Here is a 17,961-nt window from a genome sequence, read left to right as displayed (position 1 = left end):
ACTGGCTCCTGCACCGGGGCTAGAACCGGATTGGGCGGCGGCGCGAACCAGCCCAGCCTGATTTCAGTCCGAGCTTGAATTCCCAGCTAGGCCGAGGCTCAGGCCCAGACCGAAGTCCAAGCCCAAGTCCGAGCCTAGGCTCGGGTCTGGGTCTGGGTCTGGGTCTGGGTCTGGGTCTGGGTCTGGGTGGTGCAAGTGTTGTTTCGGTTTAGGCAAATCACAGTGCCCATCGACGCGTTTTTCACACTTTTTGCCGCAACCTTAAGTAACCGGGGCATGCTATCGGCACCCGTGTCCGTCGCTGCGGGCGCAGGCCGCTGTGGTTGCTCCGGCACCGGCCAGCGCCGTGGTCGCAAGGATGAGTGCTCCGGCAGAAGCACACACGGGCACCTGCAGACGGCATTGGGCGGAGGCTCCCACCATGAAAAGACTTCTGAAAACCATCCTGGCACTCGGCCTGATCGTGGCCGTGGCCGGTGTTTTATTCCTCTATTGGCCGTTGATTCCACGTTCATTGCCGGACGCCGACAACGACGAGCCGGTGGATGTGGTGCTGATCGGCGGCGGCATCATGAGTGTCACCCTCGCCACCTATCTGCAAGAGCTGCAGCCGGACTGGGAAGTGCACCTGTTCGAGCGCGAGGCGGATGTAGCCAAGGAAAGCTCAGACGGTTGGAACAATGCTGGCACCGGCCACTCCGGCTTCGCCGAAATGAACTACACCCCGGAGCGCGCCGACGGCAGCATCGACACCCGGCGTGCGGTGGGCATCGCCGAGCAGTTCGAGGTGTCACGCCAATTCTGGGCGCATCAAGTGCAGGAGGGGCGGCTACGTACGCCATCTGACTTTATCAATCCGACGCCACATATGAGTTTCGTCTGGGGCGATGACAACATCGAATATTTGCGCAAACGCCATGCGGCGCTGGTGCAGAACCCGTTGTTTTACGGCATGGCGTTTTCCGAGGACCCGGCACAGATCCGTGATTGGGCGCCGCTGCTGATGGAAGGCCGTGACCCGCAGCAAAAAGTGGCGGCCACCTACATGCCGCTGGGCACCGATGTGAACTTCGGCGTCATCACCCGCCAACTTACCGAATCACTGCAACGCAGCCCCCACTTCCACCTGCAGCTGAACCATGAAGTACGTGGTCTGGAACAGAATGACGACAAAACTTGGAACGTCACTGTGCAGGACCGCCGCTCCAGCGAACAGCGCACCATCAAGGCCCGCACCGTGTTCATCGGCGCCGGCGGCGCGGCGCTAACGCTGCTGCAGCAATCCGGCATCCCCGAGGCGCGTAACTACGGCGGCTTCCCGGTGGGCGGTCAGTTTCTGGCTTTTGAAGCGCCGGAGCTGACCGCGCGCCACAGCGTGAAAGCCTACGGCAAAGCCGAAGCCGGCTCGCCGCCGATGTCGGTACCACACCTCGACGCGCGCCGGTTGGATGGCAAGCAAGTGCTGCTGTTTGGCCCGTTCGCGCTGCAAAGCACCAAGTTCCTCAAAGACGGCTCTTGGTTCGACCTGTTCTCCTCAGTGAACCAGCACAACGTGCTCGGCATGCTCAAGGTGGGCAGCGAAAATCTGGACCTGGTGAAGTACTTGGCCGAGCAAGCCAGCCTCAGCGACAGCGACCGCCACGCCGAACTCATAAAGTACTTCCCGGACGCTAAGCAGGAAGACTGGCGCCTGATTACCGCCGGCCAGCGCGTGCAGGTCATCCGTCGCGACGCCGATAACGGCATGGTGCTGGAGTTCGGCACCGAGATTGTCAGCGCCGCTGACGGCACTCTCGCCGCCCTGCTGGGCGCGTCCCCGGGCGCCTCCACCTCACCGCCGATCATGATCAATGTCATGGCCAAGCTGTTCCCGCAGCAGATGGCAGATGGCTGGGAAGCGCGCATCAAAGAGATCATTCCGTCCTACGGTCAGCAGCTGAACGACAGCGCCGCGCTGACCAACCGCATCCGCCGGCACACCAGTGAAGTGCTGCAACTGCCCTACCTGACGGTGCCAGCCGGCGACCCTCTGCAACAGTCAGCACCGGCTCCAGTGGGCGAGCCGGCAGCCGAGTCGCAGGACAACAGCGTGATGCAGGCACTCTGAGCCGCTACACGGACACAAAAAAGCCGGGCAGTGCCCGGCTTTTTTGTGTGCCTCAATAACTCAGGCGTCGAACGGGTGGCGCAGAACAATAGTTTCCACACGGTCCGGACCGGTAGAAATGATATCGATCGGCGCGCCGGTCACTTCCTCGATGCGCTTGATATAAGCACGCGCGTTGGCCGGCAGGTCTTCCAGCCGCTGGGCGCCGAGGGTGGATTCCTGCCAGCCCGGCAGATCCTCATACACCGGCTCCATTTCGGCGTAGCTGTCGGCATCCCAAGCGTCGCAGTTTTCAACGCTGGTACCGCAGTTGGCCTTGCGGTAGCCCACGCACACCCGCACCACATCCAGCCCATCAAGCACGTCGAGCTTGGTCAGGCACAGGCCACTGATGGAGTTGATCTGGATCGCGCGGCGCAGCGCCATGGCGTCGAACCAGCCACAGCGGCGCGGACGGCCGGTGGTGGCACCGAATTCGTGGCCACGCTGGGCCAAGCGCGCACCCACGTCGTCGAACAGTTCGGTGGGGAACGGGCCGGAGCCGACGCGGGTGGTGTAAGCCTTGGTGATGCCGAGCACGTAATCCAGGTACAGCGGACCAAAACCGGTACCGGTGGCGGCGCCGCCGGCAGTGGTGTTAGAGGAGGTCACGTACGGGTAGGTACCGTGATCGATATCCAGCAGCGTGCCCTGAGCGCCCTCGAACATGATGTTCTCACCGGCTTCACGCTTGCGGTGCAGCAGTTCGGTGCAGTCGGACACCAATGCACGCACGCTGTCTGCCAGCGCGATGGTTTCGTCCAACGTGGTCTGGAAGTCGATCGGCTCCACGTTATAGAAGTTGCGCAGCACGAAGTTGTGGTAGTCCAGCAGCTCACCGAGTTTGGCGGCGAAGCGTTCGCGGTGGAACACGTCACCGAGGCGCACGCCGCGGCGCGCCACCTTGTCCTCATAAGCCGGCCCGATGCCGCGACCGGTGGTGCCGATCTTGGCTTCGCCGCGGGCGCGCTCACGCGCCTGGTCCAGTGCCACGTGGGACGGCAGGATCAGCGGGCAGGAGGCGCTCAGGCGCAGCCGCTCACGGACCGGCACGCCGCGTGCCTCCAGACCCTGGATTTCCTTGATCAAGGCATCCAGCGCCAGCACCACGCCATTGCCGATCAGGCATTCCACGCCTTCACGCAGGATGCCGGACGGGATCAGGTGCAACACCGTCTTCTCACCATCCACTACCAGCGTATGGCCCGCGTTGTGGCCGCCTTGGAAGCGGGCGACGCAGGAAACCTGGTCGGTGAGCAGGTCGACAATCTTGCCCTTGCCTTCGTCACCCCATTGGGTGCCCAAAATAACGACGTTCTTGCCCATGGCGCGCTTTACAGCTCCGGATTCAGGATGAAAGGGGAATCACTTTCCAGCCGGCACCTTCAGGCACCAACTGGCGATCGCAACAGAGTTCGGCCGGGTCGCTGTCGACGCCGGCCAGCGCTTGCACCACCCGCTCGCCTGCATCGCGCAGACGGGCCAGCTCCTGGCGCAGGCTGGCATCGGCACCGGCCGGGGCAAGAATTGCCCGCGGCAGCGGCGCCGACGGCTGGCAGGCCGCCAGCAATTTGAGGTCGGCACTGAAGCCGGTGGCCGGGCGCGCCCGGCCGAACACCTCACCGATGCGGTCATAACGGCCGCCCTTGGCAAAGGGTTCGCTGCCACCGTCCACATAGGCGGCGAAAATGCAGCCGGTGTGGTAGCGGTAGCCGCGCAATTCGCCGAGATCGACGTGCACCCGCACATCCGGGAACGCGTCCTGCACCCGCGCCACCTGCTCGGCCAACTCGTCGAGCTTCACCAGCGCCGCCGGGTTGGCCGCTTCGATCAGCGGCCGTGCCCGTTGCAGCGCGTCGGCACCGGCTAACCACGGCAGTGCCGACAGCGCCGCCGCGGTGGCCGCGCTGACGCGACGCTCGGCAAAGAAGGCATCCAACTCCACCCGCGCCTTGCGCAAGTACAGGTCAGAGAGTGCTTGTTCGTCGTCTTCAGACAGTTCGGAATCACGCACCAGCGTGCGGTAGATGCCGACGTGGCCGAGATCGAGGGTGATGCCGCGCACTCCGGCTGCCAACAGAGTGGTCAGCATCAGGCTGATCACCTCGGCGTCGCTGTCGACACCGGCATGACCGAACAGCTCCAGACCGATCTGGTACGGCGCGCGGGTGGCACCCGGCAGCGGCGGCCGGGTACGCAGCGCCGAGCTGCAGTAGCACAGCCGACTGGGGCCGGAGCGGCGCAGGCTGTGGGCGTCGATGCGCGCCACCTGCGGCGTCAGGTCGGCGCGTACGCCCATCATGCGGCCGGTCAGTTGATCGGTCAGCTTGAACGTCTCGCGCTCGAGATCGCGGCCAGCGCCATTGAGCAGCGATTCCAGATATTCGATCAGGGGCGGGAACACCAGTTCGTAGCCCCAACGGGCGTACAGATCCAGCAGACGACGGCGCAGACGTTCGATGACGGCCGCCCGTTCCGGCAGGATTTCATCCACCCCGTCGGGCAGCAGCCACTGTTCTTCGCGATTCATCATCATTGTTTCATCACATAGAGCAGCCCGGCGCCAATGGCCATGGCCGCCAGACCATAACGGCGCAGGGTGCGATCCTCCAGTTGGAGGAGCAGACGCGCCAGTGCCCGGACTTGACCGGGAGAAGCAGCGAGTAATGCGCCTTCAAGCGCCAGCCACAAACAGAGGGCTTTCCACCACCAGCCATCCACGTGCGATACCTCGGGTGGGGCTCAGACAGCAAAACGCCGGGCATCGTCTAGCGATGTCCCGGCGTGCCGCATGGTAGCACTTCAGGGGCGCCGAGGGCACCCCGCAGTGCCGCCGATTTTCACTTGCCGGTGGGGCTCTTCAGGTAGCGGAAGAACTCGCCGTCCGGCGCCAGCACCATCAGATCCTTGCCCTCGCCGAAGCTGTGGCGATAGGCCTGCAGGCTGCGGTAGAAGCTGAAGAACTCACGGTCTTGGTTGTACATGCGCGCATAGATGGCGGCCGACTCGGCATCGCCGTCACCACGGATCAACTCTGAGTCACGATAGGCCTCCGCCAGCAGCACGGTGCGCTCGCGTTCAGCGGCGGCGCGGATCTTCTCGGCGCCCTCGCGACCTTCAGAACGGTGACGGGCGGCGTCACGGGCACGCTCGGCGCGCATGCGGTCAAACACTCGGCTACGCACTTCGTCCGGCCAGTCCACTTGCTTGACGCGAATGTCGATCAGCTCGATGCCGAAGTCTTCCAGCAGCTCGTCTTTCAGGTCTTGCACCACATTGACCATCAGCAGCTCGCGGGCATCCTCGGACGGCTTCAGCTCACCGGCATCTTCAGCCCGGATCACCGGCGGCGGCGGCGCATCACCGCTGCCATCACCGACTTCCGGCACTACCAGATCAGGGCGCACACCATCGGCCAGCACTTCTTTACGGCCGGCGACCACTTCTTGCACCGTTTTCTGGGCGAATTCGTTACGCAGCCGCTCCGCCACGCGCACGTTCAGACGCTGCTGGGCGATTTCACGCATACGTTCGGAGTTATTGGCCGCACCGCCACCGATCACGGTGACATAGCGCTGCACGTCCTGCACTCGCCAGATCACGAACGAGCTCACATCCATCGGCTTACGCTCGGACGTCAGGTAGGACTGCGGCGGCAGTTCATAGGCGGTGTAACGCGCATCCACCCGCACCACTTGGTCCACGAACGGCACCTTGAAGTGAATGTCAGGCTGAATGTCGGTTTGCACGATCTGCTGGAACCGCTTTAGCACCGCCCGCTCGGTGGCGGTCACGATGTAGTAGGAATCCAGCGCCAGCACGCCAAGGAAAATTACCGCGATCAGGGACGCCAAACTCTTGCCAGACATCAGCGTGCCTCCCGTTGACGGTTATAGAGACTGCGCGACGCCGGTGCCTGGCTGGTGGCCGGGCTGTCAGTCGACGTCTGCGCACGCGGGGCACTGCTGTCGGCATTGCTGCCGGTGCCAGACGCGGCGCGCTCGCGCATCAGCTGATCCAGCGGCAGGTACATCATGTTGTTGCTCCCTTCGCTGTCGACCAGCACTTTGCTGCTGTTGCCGAACACCGCTTCCAGGGTTTCTAGGTACAGACGCTCGCGGGTCACTTCCGGCGCGCGGCGGTACTCGGTCAGCAGTTTGCCGAACCGCTCTGCCTCACCCTCGGCACGGTCCACGCTTTCAGCGCGGTACGCCTGAGCCTCTTCACGCAGACGCTGGGCGCGGCCACGGGCTTCCGGAATCAGGCTGTTGGCATACGCCTCGGCCTCTTTCTTGAAGCGGTCTTCGTCTTCGCGGGCACGGGTCACGTCCTGGAACGCGTCGCGCACCGCCGCCGGCGCCTCGGTGGAGTCGAGCACCACCGCCTGCACCAGCAGACCGGTGCTGTATTCATCGAGGTAATGCTGCAGACGGTGCTGAACCGCGACCCGCAACTCCTCACGCTCGGTGCTGAGCACGGCGTTGATGGTCTTCGAACCGGCCACGTGGCGCAGCGCGCTCTCGGTGGCGTTGCGCAGCATGCTGTCCGCGTTGGCCACTTTCAGCAGGTAGGCTTCCGGATCGAACACGCGGTACTGCACTTCCAGCGTTACGCCGACAATGTTGGTGTCGCCGGTGAGCATCTCTTCGCTGACGCGATGGCTGCGCACTTGAGTGACGTTGACCTTGCGGTACTGTTCGAACGGCGGCAGGTGCCAGTTCAGGCCAGAGTCCACCACCCGGTGTAGCTTGCCAAAGCGCAGCACCACCGCCTGCTCGGCCGCGTCCACCTGGAACGCCGCCCAGAACAGGTACAGCACCGCCAGCAACGCCGCCACCAAGCCCAGCGTCGCTTTCGGGAAGCCGGCACCACTGCCTTGGCTACCACCACCGCCGCCGGTGAATTTCTGTTTCAGGTTCTTGAACACTTCGTCCAGATCCGGAGGACCTTGCGTGTTCTTGCCGCCACTGCCGCCGCCCCAAGGGTCGCGGGGCTTGTTGCCGCCGGGCTCGTTCCAGGCCATCGAAATCTCCGTCTGGCTCGTCAATGGATGGGGATGTTATTCAGTGTGACGAGCGGAGGGATTGTAGGAACCCCCCTGTTCAGCTGCAACCGGCAGCGCCACGTCAGACTCGGTCAGTCCAGCGCCGCGTAACAGGCGCTGAAAATGGTTGCGGTGCAAACGTACGCGCAGTTGCAACGCGCCGTCGTCACCCACTTGTTCAGCCAGCACTTCGCCGGCTTCATGCAGCAGTGCTCGCAGGCGACCGGAGTCCGGCGGCAGCTGCAGCCACTGGTCCACCCAGCCGCTGGCCAACCGCTCGGCAATCGCCTGGTGCAACAACTCGATGCCGGCGCCGGTCTGCGCCGACAGCCACACCCGCCACGGCTGGCCGCTCTCATCACGCTCGATGCGCGGCGGCTCCTCCAGCAGGTCGACTTTGTTGTAGACGTGCAGCACCGGTAACTCGTCGGCGCCGATTTCCTCCAGCACTTCGTTGACCGCGTCCACATTGACGTCGCGGTCCACTGCCGAGCCATCGGTGACGTGCAGCAGCAGACTGGCGCTGAGGGTTTCCTCCAGCGTGCCACGGAACGCGTCCACCAATCGGTGCGGCAGGTGGCGGATGAAGCCAACGGTATCGGCCAGCACCGCCGGCCCGACGCCGGGAATGCGCACCCGCCGCAGTGTGGCATCGAGAGTTGCGAACAACTTGTCCGCCACATACACATCGGCATCAGTGAGGCGGTTGAACAGCGTCGACTTGCCGGCGTTGGTATAGCCCACCAACGACACCACCGGCGCCTCATTGCGTGCCCGCGCCCGGCGGCCTTGGGCGCGCTGGCTGCGTACCTTGGCCAAGCGGCCTTCGATATGGCGAATACGGTCGCGCACCAAGCGGCGGTCCGTCTCAAGCTGGGTCTCACCGGGGCCACGCAGGCCGATGCCGCCCTTCTGTCGCTCAAGGTGGGTCCAACCGCGCACCAACCGCGTGGACAGATGCTGCAGCTGGGCCAGCTCTACCTGCATGCGCCCCTCGTGGGTGCGGGCACGCAGCGCAAAGATGTCGAGAATCAGGCCGGTGCGATCCAGCACCCGACATTCCACCGCGCGCTCGAGGTTGCGCTCTTGAGCCGGGCTCAGCGGGTGATTGAACAGCACCACATCCGCCTCGTGCTCAGCCACGGCGGCGGCGATTTCTTCCACCTTGCCGCTGCCCACATAAGTCGCTGGATCGGGCTTTTCACGCTTGCAGCGCACTTCCGCCACCGGCTCAGCACCGCTGGATGTCACCAGATGATAGAACTCGTGACGGTCCTCTTCCGCGGGACCCAGGGGAAAATCCACATGCACCAGCACCGCGCGCTCAGCGGGACGGTCGGTGTCAGAGGCCGGACCCGGACGGGCCCAGTCGGGGCGTTCAAAAAATTCCATGCCACTCCGGCATCAGCAAAAGGGGAAACCGGCCGGCTGCAGACGCGGACCGGCCCACAGGCCGGTCCACTGGACGCTTACACGTTGCCGGCAAAATCGTCGCCGGGTGCAGCGACCATGGCGGGGTTGCCACCACCCGGTCCGGATGCACGCGGGTTGCGGGCCGGCACCACGGTGGAAATGGCGTGCTTGTACACCATCTGGCTGACGGCGTTCTTCAGCAGCACCACATACTGGTCAAATGACTCGATCTGTCCCTGAAGCTTGATCCCGTTCACAAGAAAAATGGACACCGGGATGCGCTCTTTTCTCAGCGCATTGAGAAAAGGGTCTTGTAGCGAATGCCCTTTCGACATGGTTTTCTCCTTAGTGTTCTCAGAAAACAAAGCAGTGCCCAGAAGGTGAAGCAGACAGCGTACAGCGCAATGTCGTTGCCGCCCCCATCCCCAGAGCTGTCAGCGCAATTACGGGGGTACCCCGTGTACTTGTTGCAGGTTACTGAAATGGCGCGATAAATCGCCGTTTCAAGCCGTCCGCGCGAATCTTTTACCTTTTGAGGAAAAGTGTCGCGGCGGCGACCCAGCCTCCGGCGCAGAGTGCGCGTCGGGAGCAAAAGGCCCATCCTGGCCAGCACGGAGCCGCCTGCGCGGCCTCCGACTGGTTTGGTCCCCACCGCACACGAAAAGTTTCGGGCCGCAAAGCAGGCCGCCCAAAGGTTGGCGCGCGGGAGGATCAGGCGCCACTAAACACGGAAACCGGCAGGCTTTCAAGGGACTCTTTCACGGCTGCCGGCAGGTTCGTTTGGTCGCTGTCGAGCCAGGTCAACGACGGCCAGCTGCGCAACCAGGTCAGTTGCCGCTTGGCCAATTGCCGAGTGGCGACAATGCCGCGTTCGACCAAGGTCTGATAATCGTACTCGCCGTCCAAGTGCGCCCACGCCTGGCGGTAACCCACCGCCCGCATCGACGGCAGCCCCGCATGCAGCCCTGGCTGCGTCCGCAACCGTCGCACCTCATCCAAGAAACCGTCCGCCAGCATCTGCTGAAACCGCTCGCCGATGCGCTGGTGCAGCATCGCCCGCTCGGCCGGGGCGATGGCAAACTGCACTACCCGGTAAGGAAACACCGTGGCCGGTGCCTGCTGCTGGGCGGCATGGTGGGCCGACAACGGTACGCCGGTGAGCAAATACACTTCCAGCGCCCGCTGCAGCCGCTGGCGATCCTGCGGATTGAGGCGCGCAGCGGTGATCGGATCAACGGCCGCCAACTGGGCATGCAGCGCGGGCCAACCCTGCTCGGCGGCGTCCTGCTCCAACCGCGCCCGCAGTACCGGATCGGCGGCCGGCAATTTCGCCAGCCCCTCCAGCAGCGCGCGGAAATAAAGCATGGTGCCGCCCACCAGCAGTGGCACCCGGCCAGCGGCGTGGATGTCGGCGATGGCGGCCAGCGCATCAGCGCGGAAGTCAGCGGCGGAGTAAGGCTGTGCCGGATCACGGAAATGCAGCAGTCGATGCGGCGCCCGCGCCAACACCTCCGGCGGCGGGCTGGCGGCGCCGATCTCCATGCCGCGATAGACCTGCGCCGAGTCGACGTTGACGATCTCCAGCGGCAGCTGCTGCACCAGCTCCACCGCCAGTCCGGTTTTGCCGGAACAGGTGGGGCCCATCAGGAAGATGACAGCGGGGCGGGAATCCGGGGCGTTCATGGCGATCTCGAACCAACAAAGGTGCGCCATTCTAGCCTGCCCGGCGGCCAAACGGGCGCCGGGCGCGACAGCTTTCCAGCGCCGACGTACACTAGCGCCGCCCTGAACTGCCGGAGCCGCCACCATGCCTGTCACGCAACTTGATCATCCCTTGGTACAGCACAAGATCGGCTTGTTGCGTGATGCCAACAGCAGCACCAAAAAATTCCGCGAGCTGACCTCGGAGCTCGCACGCCTACTAGCCTACGAGGCGTGCCGCAATTTCCCGCTAGAAACGGTAACGCTGGACGGCTGGGCCGGTCCGGTGGCGGTGCAGCAGATTGCCGGCAAAAAAGTCACCCTGGTACCGATTCTGCGCGCCGGCATCGGCATGCTGGATGGCGTACTCGACATGATTCCCAGCGCTCGGGTCAGCGTGGTCGGCATCGCCCGCGATGAAGAGACCCTGAAACCGGCCTCCTATTTTGAGAAGTTCGTCGGCGATCTCGGCGAACGCACCGCGTTCATTCTGGATCCGATGCTAGCCACCGGCGGCTCCATGATCGCCACCGTGGACATGCTCAAGGGGCGCGGCTGCACCCAGATCAAGGCGTTAGTGCTGGTAGCGGCGCCGGAAGGACTGGAGGCGACGCTGGCGGTGCATCCGGACCTGGACATCCTCACCTGCCGCATTGATGAGCGGCTGGACCAGCACGGCTACATCATTCCCGGCCTCGGCGATGCCGGCGACAAGATCTTCGGCACCCGCAACGGTTGCTGACGCGGTAAATTTTGATTGACCCGGCGCTCGGGGTCTCGCCCCGCGCCGCCTGCTTCGGCAAGGTATCGGCAACCAGGGCGACAGGCGCCCTGCCGGACCCCGAGCGCTATACCGATGAAAAAGATTGTTGCCGTCGTCGCAGTGCTGATCATTGTTGTCGTAGGTGTGCTGTTGTGGCGCGCCAGCCCGCCAACCCAGCTGGCTCACTACCAAAACGAGAGCTTCCGTCTGGCCGCCCCGGACCTGTCCGGCCAAAGCCAAGATGAAACCTACTACGCGCTGACCTACCCGCTGTTCGAGTCGGAACGCATCAACCGTTTCCTGATGAAGACGCTGCCGCGGCCGAAAGACCACAGTGCGATGGCCAAAGCGGCGCAGAAGCTGATCGACGAGCACCGTGACTATGCCAAAGATGCTGAGCAACCGATGGCTTGGTTTGAAGAACGCCGCGACCGGGTGCTGCAACAAACCCCCACCTACATTGCGTTTCAGTCAGACAGCCAAAGTTATACCGGTGGCGCCCACGGCAATTATTCAGTGGTGTTCGTGAATTACGACGTGGCCAAGGACCGCCGCTTGGCGATCGGTGATGTACTGCAGTCAGACAAGGTGCAGGCGTTTACCGACCGCGCCGAACAGCGCTTCCGCGCGCAGGAAGGATTGGCACCGGGCATCGCTTATGACGAGCGCTACTTCTTCAACAGTGGCCGTTTCAATCTGACGCCCAACTTCGTGTTCAACGACGAGGGCATTTTGTTCCTCTACAACATCTACGAAATCAAAGCCTACTCCGAAGGCCAGACCGAGCTGCTGCTGCCTTACGCGGAGATCAACGACCTGCTTAATGACACCGGCAAGCACATCCGCGACAGCCTGCCGACATCCCGTCCGGCGCGAACCGAGTAGCGCCCCGCCACCGTGCGATGATGTCCGGGGCGCCACCTCCAGGCAGCGCCCCGGACACACTGGCGGCCCACCTTGCAGCCACCTACGCCGTCACGACACCTTGCACCGACCGTCAGCGCGCCAGAGGCGCCGCTGACGGCTCTGGCTCCAGCCCCCCATCACGCTGTTTTGGCGCGAAGTTCTGAAGTTCTGGGGTTCTGGGGTTCTGGGGTTCTGGGGTTCTGGGGTTCTGGGGTTCTGGGGTTCTGGGGTTCTGGGGTTCTGGGGTTCTGAGGTTCTGAGGTTCTGAGGTTCTGAGGTTCTGAGGTTCAGAGGTTCAGAGGTTCAGAGGTTCTGAGAATCGAACTATCCGAGACTACACGGCAACCCAAACACCCATAGGACTACAACCCAACGCCAGCTCGGAAAGGTGTCGACAGGAACATCGTCGGGCACAGCACCCGTCGCGAAGCGGGCCCTGCAATCGGGAGGCCCCTGTGAAACAACAGCCCCGCACTCGGAAACCGGGGCCGGTCAGCGCCCGCGCAGGAACAGCCGATCCAGCTCCTTCATGCTCAGCTGCATCCAGGTCGGCCGACCGTGGTTACACTGGCCGCTGCGCTCCCTAGCTTCCATCTGCCGCAGCAAGCTATTCATCTCTTCCAGCGTCAGCCGGCGACAGCAGCCCCGCACTCGGAAATCCGAGCCGGTCAGCGCCCGCGCAGGAACAGCCGATCCAGCTCCTTCATGCTCAGCTGCATCCAGGTCGGCCGTCCGTGGTTGCACTGGCCGCTGCGTTCCGTGGCTTCCATCTGCCGCAGCAAGCTGTTCATCTCTTCCAGCGTCAGCCGGCGGTTGGCGCGCACGCTGCCATGGCACGCCATGCTCGACAGCAATTCATCCAATTGCTGATCGATGCGAGCGCTACGGCCCTCGACCACCAGATCCGACAGCACATCGCGTACTAGCGCCTCCACATCAGCGCCACGTAGCAACGCCGGCACCTCCCGCACCGATAGGCTTTCCGGGCCGACCCGCTCGATGATGAAGCCGAGCCGCGCAAACACCTCCGGCTGCTGCTCGGCGAAGTCTGCCTCGCGGCTGGACACCGCCATCGACACCGGCACCAGCAGCGGCTGCGAGCGCACCCGTTCGTCATGCCAAGACTGCTTCAGCTGCTCGTAGGTAATGCGTTCGTGGGCCGCGTGCATGTCCACCAACACCAGCCCGGCGTGGTTCTGGGCCAAAATGTAGATGCCGTGTAGCTGGCCAAGCGCAAACCCCAGCGGCAGCTCATCCGCGCCGCTGGCCTGCGGCGCCGCCGGCTCCAGCCCCATCGGCAACGGTGCTGGCGGCGCCCCGGTGGCGCCCAGCAAGGCGCCGTAATGGGCGGCTTGCGCAGCGCCATCCTGCAACTCCAGCGGCCGGCGCCAAGCTTCTGCCGAGCGCGGCGGCGCCAGCGTCATGGCGCTCTGCTGCGGCGTATCCGCCAACGACAGTGGACGCTCCACCGCGCGCACTTCTGGCGCCGGTGCCTGTCCCGGTTTCAGCGCCGCCACTTCTCGGTGCAGCGCCCGGAACAGGAAGTCGTGCACCATGCGTTGCTCGCGGAACCGCACCTCGTGCTTGGTCGGGTGCACGTTCACGTCCACCAACGCCGGGTCCAGTTCCAAGAACAGCACATAGGCGGCATGGCGACCGTGGTACATCACATCGCTGTAGGCTTGGCGCACCGCGTGGTTCACCACCTTGTCGCGGATCACCCGGCCGTTGACGTAGAAATATTGCAGATCCGCCTGAGCGCGCGAGAACGTCGGCAGCCCCACCCAGCCGTGCAGGCGCAAACCGGAGGCTTCCACATCCACCGGCACCGACTGCTCAATGAAGGCAGCGCCGCACAGCCGCGCCACCCGTTGGGCGCGGGCGGCAGCATCCCGTGCCGCCAGCAACTGCAGCGTCACTTTTTGGTTGTGCGACAACTGGAAGCCGGTGCCGAATTCGCTCAGCGCGATGCGGCGGAACACCTCTTCCAGGTGGCCAAACTCGGTTTTCTCAGTGCGTAGGAAACGGCGGCGCGCTGGGGTGTTAAAGAACAAATCGCGCATTTCCACCGTGGTGCCTTGAGGGTGGGCCGCCGGCTGGATCACTGGCGCCATGTCGCGCCCTTCTACCCGCACACTGGCAGCGCCCTCGTCGCCGCTGCAGCTGGTCAGCGTCAGCCGCGATACCGAGCTGATCGCCGCCAAGGCTTCGCCGCGAAAACCCAGGCTGCCGATCGCTTCGAGGTCTTCAGCTTCGTGGATTTTACTGGTGGCGTGGCGCGACAACGCCAGCGGCAGTTCCTGCTGGCGAATGCCGCCGCCGTTGTCACGCACGCGGACCAGCCGTACTCCGCCCTGCTCCACGTCCACCTGGATCTGGCTGGCGCCCGCATCGAGCGCGTTCTCCAGCAGTTCCTTCACCACTGAGGCCGGTCGTTCGACCACCTCCCCGGCGGCAATTTGGTTGGCAAGGCGGGGATCAAGCAGATGGATAGTGCGCATCAGGAACCTGGAATGGTGAGGGTCTGACCAACGCGGATCAGATCCCCGTTAACGTTGTTGGCGGACCGCAACGCCTGCTCCGACACACTGTAGCGACGGGCAATCGACGATAGGGTTTCGCCGTTTGCTATGCGGTGGGTCAACGCCCCGTTGCCACGCCGGCGCTCAGCAGCGAACCAGCTACCCGGCTGCGGGTGGTGAGTGAAGTACTCGCGCACGCCGTTGACGATGGCACGCGCCACCTTCTCTTGATGGGCGCTGGTCTGCAACTTGCGCGCTTCGTCGCGGTTGGAGATGAAGCCGGTTTCCACCAGCACCGACACCATGGTCGGCTCACGCAGCACGGCAAAGTTGGCCTGTTCCACTTTGTGGCGGTTGCCGTGCAGGCGAGTCACTTTGCCCAGTTCGCCGATCATGCCTTCGGCGAGGATCAGGCTGTGCGCCAAGGTGCCTTCCATGGTCATGTCGGCCAGCACGCCGAGCAGGCCGCCGTTGTCTTTCTCTTCCTCGTACACCCCGGCCACACGGTCGGAGTCGTTGGCGATGCGCGCCAGGTAATCAGCTTGGGCACTGGTGGCGCCGCGACTGGACAGCGCGAACACCGAGGCCCCGTGGGCAGTGGCATTGGTGAACGCATCAGCATGGATGGAAATGAACGCATCGGCGCCCTTTTCCGCCGCAATACGGCGACGTTCGGCCAGCGGCACATAGTAGTCGCCATCCCGTACCAGCACCGGGCGCAGTCCCGGCTCGGCCTGCATCATGCGGTACACGCGCTGGGCGATCTGCAGCACGATTTTCTTTTCCTGCACGCCACCGGGGCCGATGGCGCCCGGGTCCTCGCCGCCGTGGCCGGGGTCGATGGCGACAATCATCGGCCGGGCGCCCTGCGGCTGAGGCTGCGGGCGCGGGCTGGAGCCGGGAGTAGTGGCGGCCGGCGGAGGCGTGGGTGCTGGGGTCGCTGCGCTGCGGCCAGCGCCGGCCACCGGTTCGGTGTCAAACAGGTCCACCACCAAGCGCCAACCGTGCGGCTCAAATGGTTTCAGCTGGTTGGTGCGCGGCCGCACCTGGGCGCTCAAGTCCAGCACCACGCGGGTCTTTCCCTCCGCATGCCGGCCCACCCGCACACCACTGATCGGTGTGCCGTCCAGCGTCAAAGTGGCCATGTCGAATTTGAGATCGACATTGTCGAGGTCGATCACCAACCGCTCCGGATTACTGAGCCGATCGACTTTGTGCTCCACCGGGCCATTCAGGTCGAACACCAGCCGAGTGTGGTCCGGCGCACGGTGGATCCGCACCGAGCTCACGTCCTGTATCGCAGCCGCAGCCGGCAGCGTCAGCAGCATCAGCCACAGCGCCATACTCAGCCCGCGTAGCCAGGCGATTGTTGGGGTCACGCAGTCATCCTCTGGCTTGTCCGGCGGCACTGCCGCCTGTCACCACTGCCCGGCGGCCGGGCAGGTCCAATTGCAGCTGCACCCAAGCATCCGGCGTCGGCAGCACACCGGCGCCGCGCTGCGGCCACTCCACCAAACACAGGCTGTCGTCGGTGAAGTAATCGCGGATGCCCATCAGTTCGAGCTCTTCCGCGTCGCCCAGTCGGTACAGATCAAAATGATATACATGGAGTCCGGCCAGCTCGTAGGGTTCCACTATCGTATAAGTCGGACTTTTTACCGCGCCTTGGTGGCCCAGCGCCTGCAACCAGCCGCGCACCAAAGTGGTCTTGCCGGCGCCGAGGTCTCCTTCCAGAAACACCACACCGCCGCCCGGGAACTGCTGCGCCAGCGCCGCACCCAATGCCAGGGTGGCCGCCTCATCAGGCAAATCATGGGTGGACGGGATGGTCAGCATCAGCGCTCTCTCTAAACGGTGGCGCCGCCGGCCCGGGTGGTCAGCGACGGCGGCATTTTCACCTGTGGCGCGGCAGGAAGCCATGGCTGTCGGACACCGGATTCAGCTCCGCCGGCAACTCCGCCAGCAGTTCCGAGGCCAGCAGGCCGCGCTCACCGCGCCGGCGTGCCACTGCTTCTGCCGCCCGGCCATGCACCAGCGCACCCGCCACGGCGGCTTCAAACGCCGGCAGCCCCTGCGCCAGCAAGGCGCCGATAATACCGCTCAGTACGTCGCCCATACCGCCGCTGGCCATGCCGGGATGCCCGGCACGCACTAGCGCGGTGAGTTGACCCGGTGCCGCCACCAGCGTGCCAACGCCCTTGAGCAAGACCGTGCACTGATAGCGCTGCGCCAGCGCTGCCACCGCCTCAAACCGCGCCGCTTCCACCTCGCCGGTACTGCAGCCGAGCAACCGCGCCGCCTCGCCAGGATGGGGCGTGAGCACCGTGGTCACGCCCAGCGGCGCACCGCTCTCCGCCGCAAGCAGGTTGAGGGCGTCAGCATCCAGCACCCGTGGCAGCTGCCGGTCGCGCAACTGCTGCCACAGCTCCCGCCCCCAGGGCTGCTGGCCCAGCCCGGGACCGATCACCAAGGTATCAAGCCCAGTCAACGCCGCCGGCAACGCTCCGGCGTCATCCAGCACCCGCGCCATCACTTCCGGCTGACGAATCAGCAATGCATCCCGCACCGCCGGGCGCGACAGCACGCTGACTTTACCGGCGCCGCACTGGGCCGCCGCCTGCGAGGCCAAGATCGCCGCGCCACCCAAACCGTGGTCGCCACCGATGACGCCGACATGACCGTAGCGGCCCTTGTGCCCGCCACGCCGACGCGGCGGCAACCACGCGGCCAGATCGCGGGTATCCGGCAGCCAAGCGCTGGCCGCCACCTCCGCCGTGAGCGCCGGCGCCACGCCGAGATCGTCCCAATACAGTTCGCCGGCGACGTCCGGCCCCTGCCCGGTGAGCAGCCCCGGTTTCAGAGTGATGAAGCTGAGCGTGGCGGTGGCTGGCAGGACCGCCGTGCGCACCGCGCCTTGATCGGCGCACAGACCGGATGGCACGTCCAGCGCCAGCACCGGACAGCCGCTGTGCTGCACTTGCTGCATCCACGCCGCCCAATCAGCCGCCACCGGCCGACTGAGGCCGGTGCCGAGCAGCGCATCCACCACCAAATCGGTATCCCGCAGCGCTGCGGCCAACTGCGCCGGTGGGCAGTCTGGCACCGCTGCCGCGCGCGCGGCCACGGTGGCTGGCACGCCGCGCAAAGCAGTCACCGGCACCGCACGCAGGCATGCCACCCGATAGCCGCGCTGCTGCAACAGCCGCGCCACCACATAGCCGTCGCCCCCGTTATGGCCGCCCCCGCACAGCACCAGCACCCGTCGCGCCGCCGGGAAGCGACGCCCGAGCAGATGCACCGCGGCTAGCCCGGCGCGCTCCATTAACCGATCGGCGGGGCCGTCGGCCAGCGCGCGCTGGTCCAACGCGCGGCTGGCGGCGGCGCCGTGCAGGACCCGGGGCAACCGGGTCGGAGGCAAAACGGACATGATTTACTCCCTTCGGCAATGCGTTGATGATACGCCGCC

At 64.9% G+C, this 17,961-nt stretch carries 16 protein-coding genes; 3 read left to right on the top strand and 13 right to left on the bottom strand.

Annotated elements, in window-relative coordinates; all coding sequences use genetic code 11:
* The first annotated feature begins 421 nt into the window (after window positions 1–421).
* Entirely contained in the window at window positions 422–2,107 is a 1,686-nt protein-coding gene (mqo, locus tag AB5I84_RS02445; protein ID WP_369454241.1) for a malate dehydrogenase (quinone), read from the top strand.
* Between the two features lie 60 nt (window positions 2,108–2,167).
* Here mqo and AB5I84_RS02440 read toward each other — a convergent pair whose 3' ends face one another.
* From AB5I84_RS02440 to miaA, 8 genes are all read right to left on the bottom strand, one after another.
* Entirely contained in the window at window positions 2,168–3,472 is a 1,305-nt protein-coding gene (locus AB5I84_RS02440; RefSeq protein ID WP_369454240.1) for an adenylosuccinate synthase, read from the bottom strand.
* A gap of 22 nt (window positions 3,473–3,494) precedes the next feature.
* On the bottom strand, window positions 3,495–4,676 hold the full coding sequence (locus AB5I84_RS02435) for an ATP phosphoribosyltransferase regulatory subunit (RefSeq protein ID WP_369456052.1): 1,182 nt from the start codon (window positions 4,674–4,676) through the stop codon (window positions 3,495–3,497).
* Between the two features lie 2 nt (window positions 4,677–4,678).
* Window positions 4,679–4,867: a DUF2065 family protein gene (locus tag AB5I84_RS02430; RefSeq protein ID WP_369454239.1), complete on the bottom strand. Its 189-nt coding sequence runs from the start codon at window positions 4,865–4,867 to the stop codon at window positions 4,679–4,681.
* A 119-nt stretch (window positions 4,868–4,986) separates the two neighbouring features.
* Window positions 4,987–6,015 (bottom strand): protease modulator HflC, encoded by a 1,029-nt coding sequence (gene hflC, locus AB5I84_RS02425; RefSeq protein ID WP_369454238.1) that lies wholly within the window; start codon window positions 6,013–6,015, stop codon window positions 4,987–4,989.
* Window positions 6,015–7,169, bottom strand: coding sequence for an FtsH protease activity modulator HflK (hflK, locus tag AB5I84_RS02420; RefSeq protein ID WP_369454237.1), 1,155 nt, complete (start codon window positions 7,167–7,169; stop codon window positions 6,015–6,017). Before hflK ends, hflC begins: the two co-directional genes overlap by 1 nt.
* 36 nt (window positions 7,170–7,205) lie before the next feature.
* Window positions 7,206–8,582, bottom strand: coding sequence for a ribosome rescue GTPase HflX (gene hflX / locus AB5I84_RS02415; protein ID WP_369454236.1), 1,377 nt, complete (start codon window positions 8,580–8,582; stop codon window positions 7,206–7,208).
* A 77-nt stretch (window positions 8,583–8,659) separates the two neighbouring features.
* Window positions 8,660–8,938, bottom strand: coding sequence for an RNA chaperone Hfq (hfq, locus tag AB5I84_RS02410; RefSeq protein ID WP_369454235.1), 279 nt, complete (start codon window positions 8,936–8,938; stop codon window positions 8,660–8,662).
* A gap of 376 nt (window positions 8,939–9,314) precedes the next feature.
* A complete protein-coding gene (gene miaA, locus AB5I84_RS02405; RefSeq protein WP_369454234.1) occupies window positions 9,315–10,316 on the bottom strand; it encodes a tRNA (adenosine(37)-N6)-dimethylallyltransferase MiaA in 1,002 nt (333 codons plus the stop codon).
* Window positions 10,317–10,410: 94 nt separating this feature from the next.
* Between miaA and upp the strand changes: the two genes are divergently transcribed.
* Both upp and AB5I84_RS02395 read left to right on the top strand, forming a co-directional pair.
* The gene (upp, locus tag AB5I84_RS02400; protein ID WP_369454233.1) at window positions 10,411–11,046 is read left to right on the top strand and encodes a uracil phosphoribosyltransferase; all 636 of its coding nucleotides are present in this window, start codon (window positions 10,411–10,413) and stop codon (window positions 11,044–11,046) included.
* Window positions 11,047–11,160: 114 nt separating this feature from the next.
* Window positions 11,161–11,952 (top strand): DUF3298 and DUF4163 domain-containing protein, encoded by a 792-nt coding sequence (locus tag AB5I84_RS02395; RefSeq protein WP_369454232.1) that lies wholly within the window; start codon window positions 11,161–11,163, stop codon window positions 11,950–11,952.
* A 513-nt stretch (window positions 11,953–12,465) separates the two neighbouring features.
* On the opposite strand, the gene AB5I84_RS02390 is transcribed toward AB5I84_RS02395, so the two are convergent.
* From AB5I84_RS02390 to AB5I84_RS02370, 5 genes are read right to left on the bottom strand one after another with little or no spacing between them, the layout of a single operon-like run.
* Complete coding sequence (locus tag AB5I84_RS02390) at window positions 12,466–12,588, bottom strand: hypothetical protein (RefSeq protein WP_369454231.1); 123 nt, start codon at window positions 12,586–12,588, stop codon at window positions 12,466–12,468.
* A 53-nt stretch (window positions 12,589–12,641) separates the two neighbouring features.
* The gene (gene mutL / locus AB5I84_RS02385; RefSeq protein ID WP_369454230.1) at window positions 12,642–14,474 is read right to left on the bottom strand and encodes a DNA mismatch repair endonuclease MutL; all 1,833 of its coding nucleotides are present in this window, start codon (window positions 14,472–14,474) and stop codon (window positions 12,642–12,644) included.
* The gene (locus AB5I84_RS02380) at window positions 14,474–15,874 is read right to left on the bottom strand and encodes an N-acetylmuramoyl-L-alanine amidase (protein ID WP_369454229.1); all 1,401 of its coding nucleotides are present in this window, start codon (window positions 15,872–15,874) and stop codon (window positions 14,474–14,476) included. The genes mutL and AB5I84_RS02380 overlap by 1 nt, the downstream gene beginning before the upstream one ends.
* Before the next feature lie 4 nt (window positions 15,875–15,878).
* The gene (gene tsaE, locus AB5I84_RS02375; RefSeq protein ID WP_369454228.1) at window positions 15,879–16,331 is read right to left on the bottom strand and encodes a tRNA (adenosine(37)-N6)-threonylcarbamoyltransferase complex ATPase subunit type 1 TsaE; all 453 of its coding nucleotides are present in this window, start codon (window positions 16,329–16,331) and stop codon (window positions 15,879–15,881) included.
* Window positions 16,332–16,389: 58 nt separating this feature from the next.
* Window positions 16,390–17,922 (bottom strand): NAD(P)H-hydrate dehydratase, encoded by a 1,533-nt coding sequence (locus AB5I84_RS02370; RefSeq protein ID WP_369454227.1) that lies wholly within the window; start codon window positions 17,920–17,922, stop codon window positions 16,390–16,392.
* Window positions 17,923–17,961 lie beyond the last annotated feature (39 nt).

This window comes from Alcanivorax sp. REN37 (genome assembly GCF_041102775.1).
GTDB classification, from domain to species: domain Bacteria; phylum Pseudomonadota; class Gammaproteobacteria; order Pseudomonadales; family Alcanivoracaceae; genus Isoalcanivorax; species Isoalcanivorax beigongshangi.
This window is presented reverse-complemented; position numbering and strand designations above follow the sequence as displayed.

What these genes read in the sequence shown, in the direction of transcription:
- AB5I84_RS02390 (WP_369454231.1), bottom strand. Translation starts at nt 12,588, where the DNA reads ATGAATAGCTTGCTGCGGCAGATGGAAGCTAGGGAGCGCAGCGGCCAG.
- hflK (WP_369454237.1), bottom strand. Translation starts at nt 7,169, where the DNA reads ATGGCCTGGAACGAGCCCGGCGGCAACAAGCCCCGCGACCCTTGGGGC.
- miaA (WP_369454234.1), bottom strand. Translation starts at nt 10,316, where the DNA reads ATGGCGCACCTTTGTTGGTTCGAGATCGCCATGAACGCCCCGGATTCC.
- hfq (WP_369454235.1), bottom strand. Translation starts at nt 8,938, where the DNA reads ATGTCGAAAGGGCATTCGCTACAAGACCCTTTTCTCAATGCGCTGAGA.
- tsaE (WP_369454228.1), bottom strand. Translation starts at nt 16,331, where the DNA reads ATGCTGACCATCCCGTCCACCCATGATTTGCCTGATGAGGCGGCCACC.
- mutL (WP_369454230.1), bottom strand. Translation starts at nt 14,474, where the DNA reads ATGCGCACTATCCATCTGCTTGATCCCCGCCTTGCCAACCAAATTGCC.
- upp (WP_369454233.1), top strand. Translation starts at nt 10,411, where the DNA reads ATGCCTGTCACGCAACTTGATCATCCCTTGGTACAGCACAAGATCGGC.
- mqo (WP_369454241.1), top strand. Translation starts at nt 422, where the DNA reads ATGAAAAGACTTCTGAAAACCATCCTGGCACTCGGCCTGATCGTGGCC.
- hflX (WP_369454236.1), bottom strand. Translation starts at nt 8,582, where the DNA reads ATGGAATTTTTTGAACGCCCCGACTGGGCCCGTCCGGGTCCGGCCTCT.
- AB5I84_RS02440 (WP_369454240.1), bottom strand. Translation starts at nt 3,472, where the DNA reads ATGGGCAAGAACGTCGTTATTTTGGGCACCCAATGGGGTGACGAAGGC.
- AB5I84_RS02395 (WP_369454232.1), top strand. Translation starts at nt 11,161, where the DNA reads ATGAAAAAGATTGTTGCCGTCGTCGCAGTGCTGATCATTGTTGTCGTA.
- AB5I84_RS02435 (WP_369456052.1), bottom strand. Translation starts at nt 4,676, where the DNA reads ATGAATCGCGAAGAACAGTGGCTGCTGCCCGACGGGGTGGATGAAATC.
- AB5I84_RS02370 (WP_369454227.1), bottom strand. Translation starts at nt 17,922, where the DNA reads ATGTCCGTTTTGCCTCCGACCCGGTTGCCCCGGGTCCTGCACGGCGCC.
- hflC (WP_369454238.1), bottom strand. Translation starts at nt 6,015, where the DNA reads ATGTCTGGCAAGAGTTTGGCGTCCCTGATCGCGGTAATTTTCCTTGGC.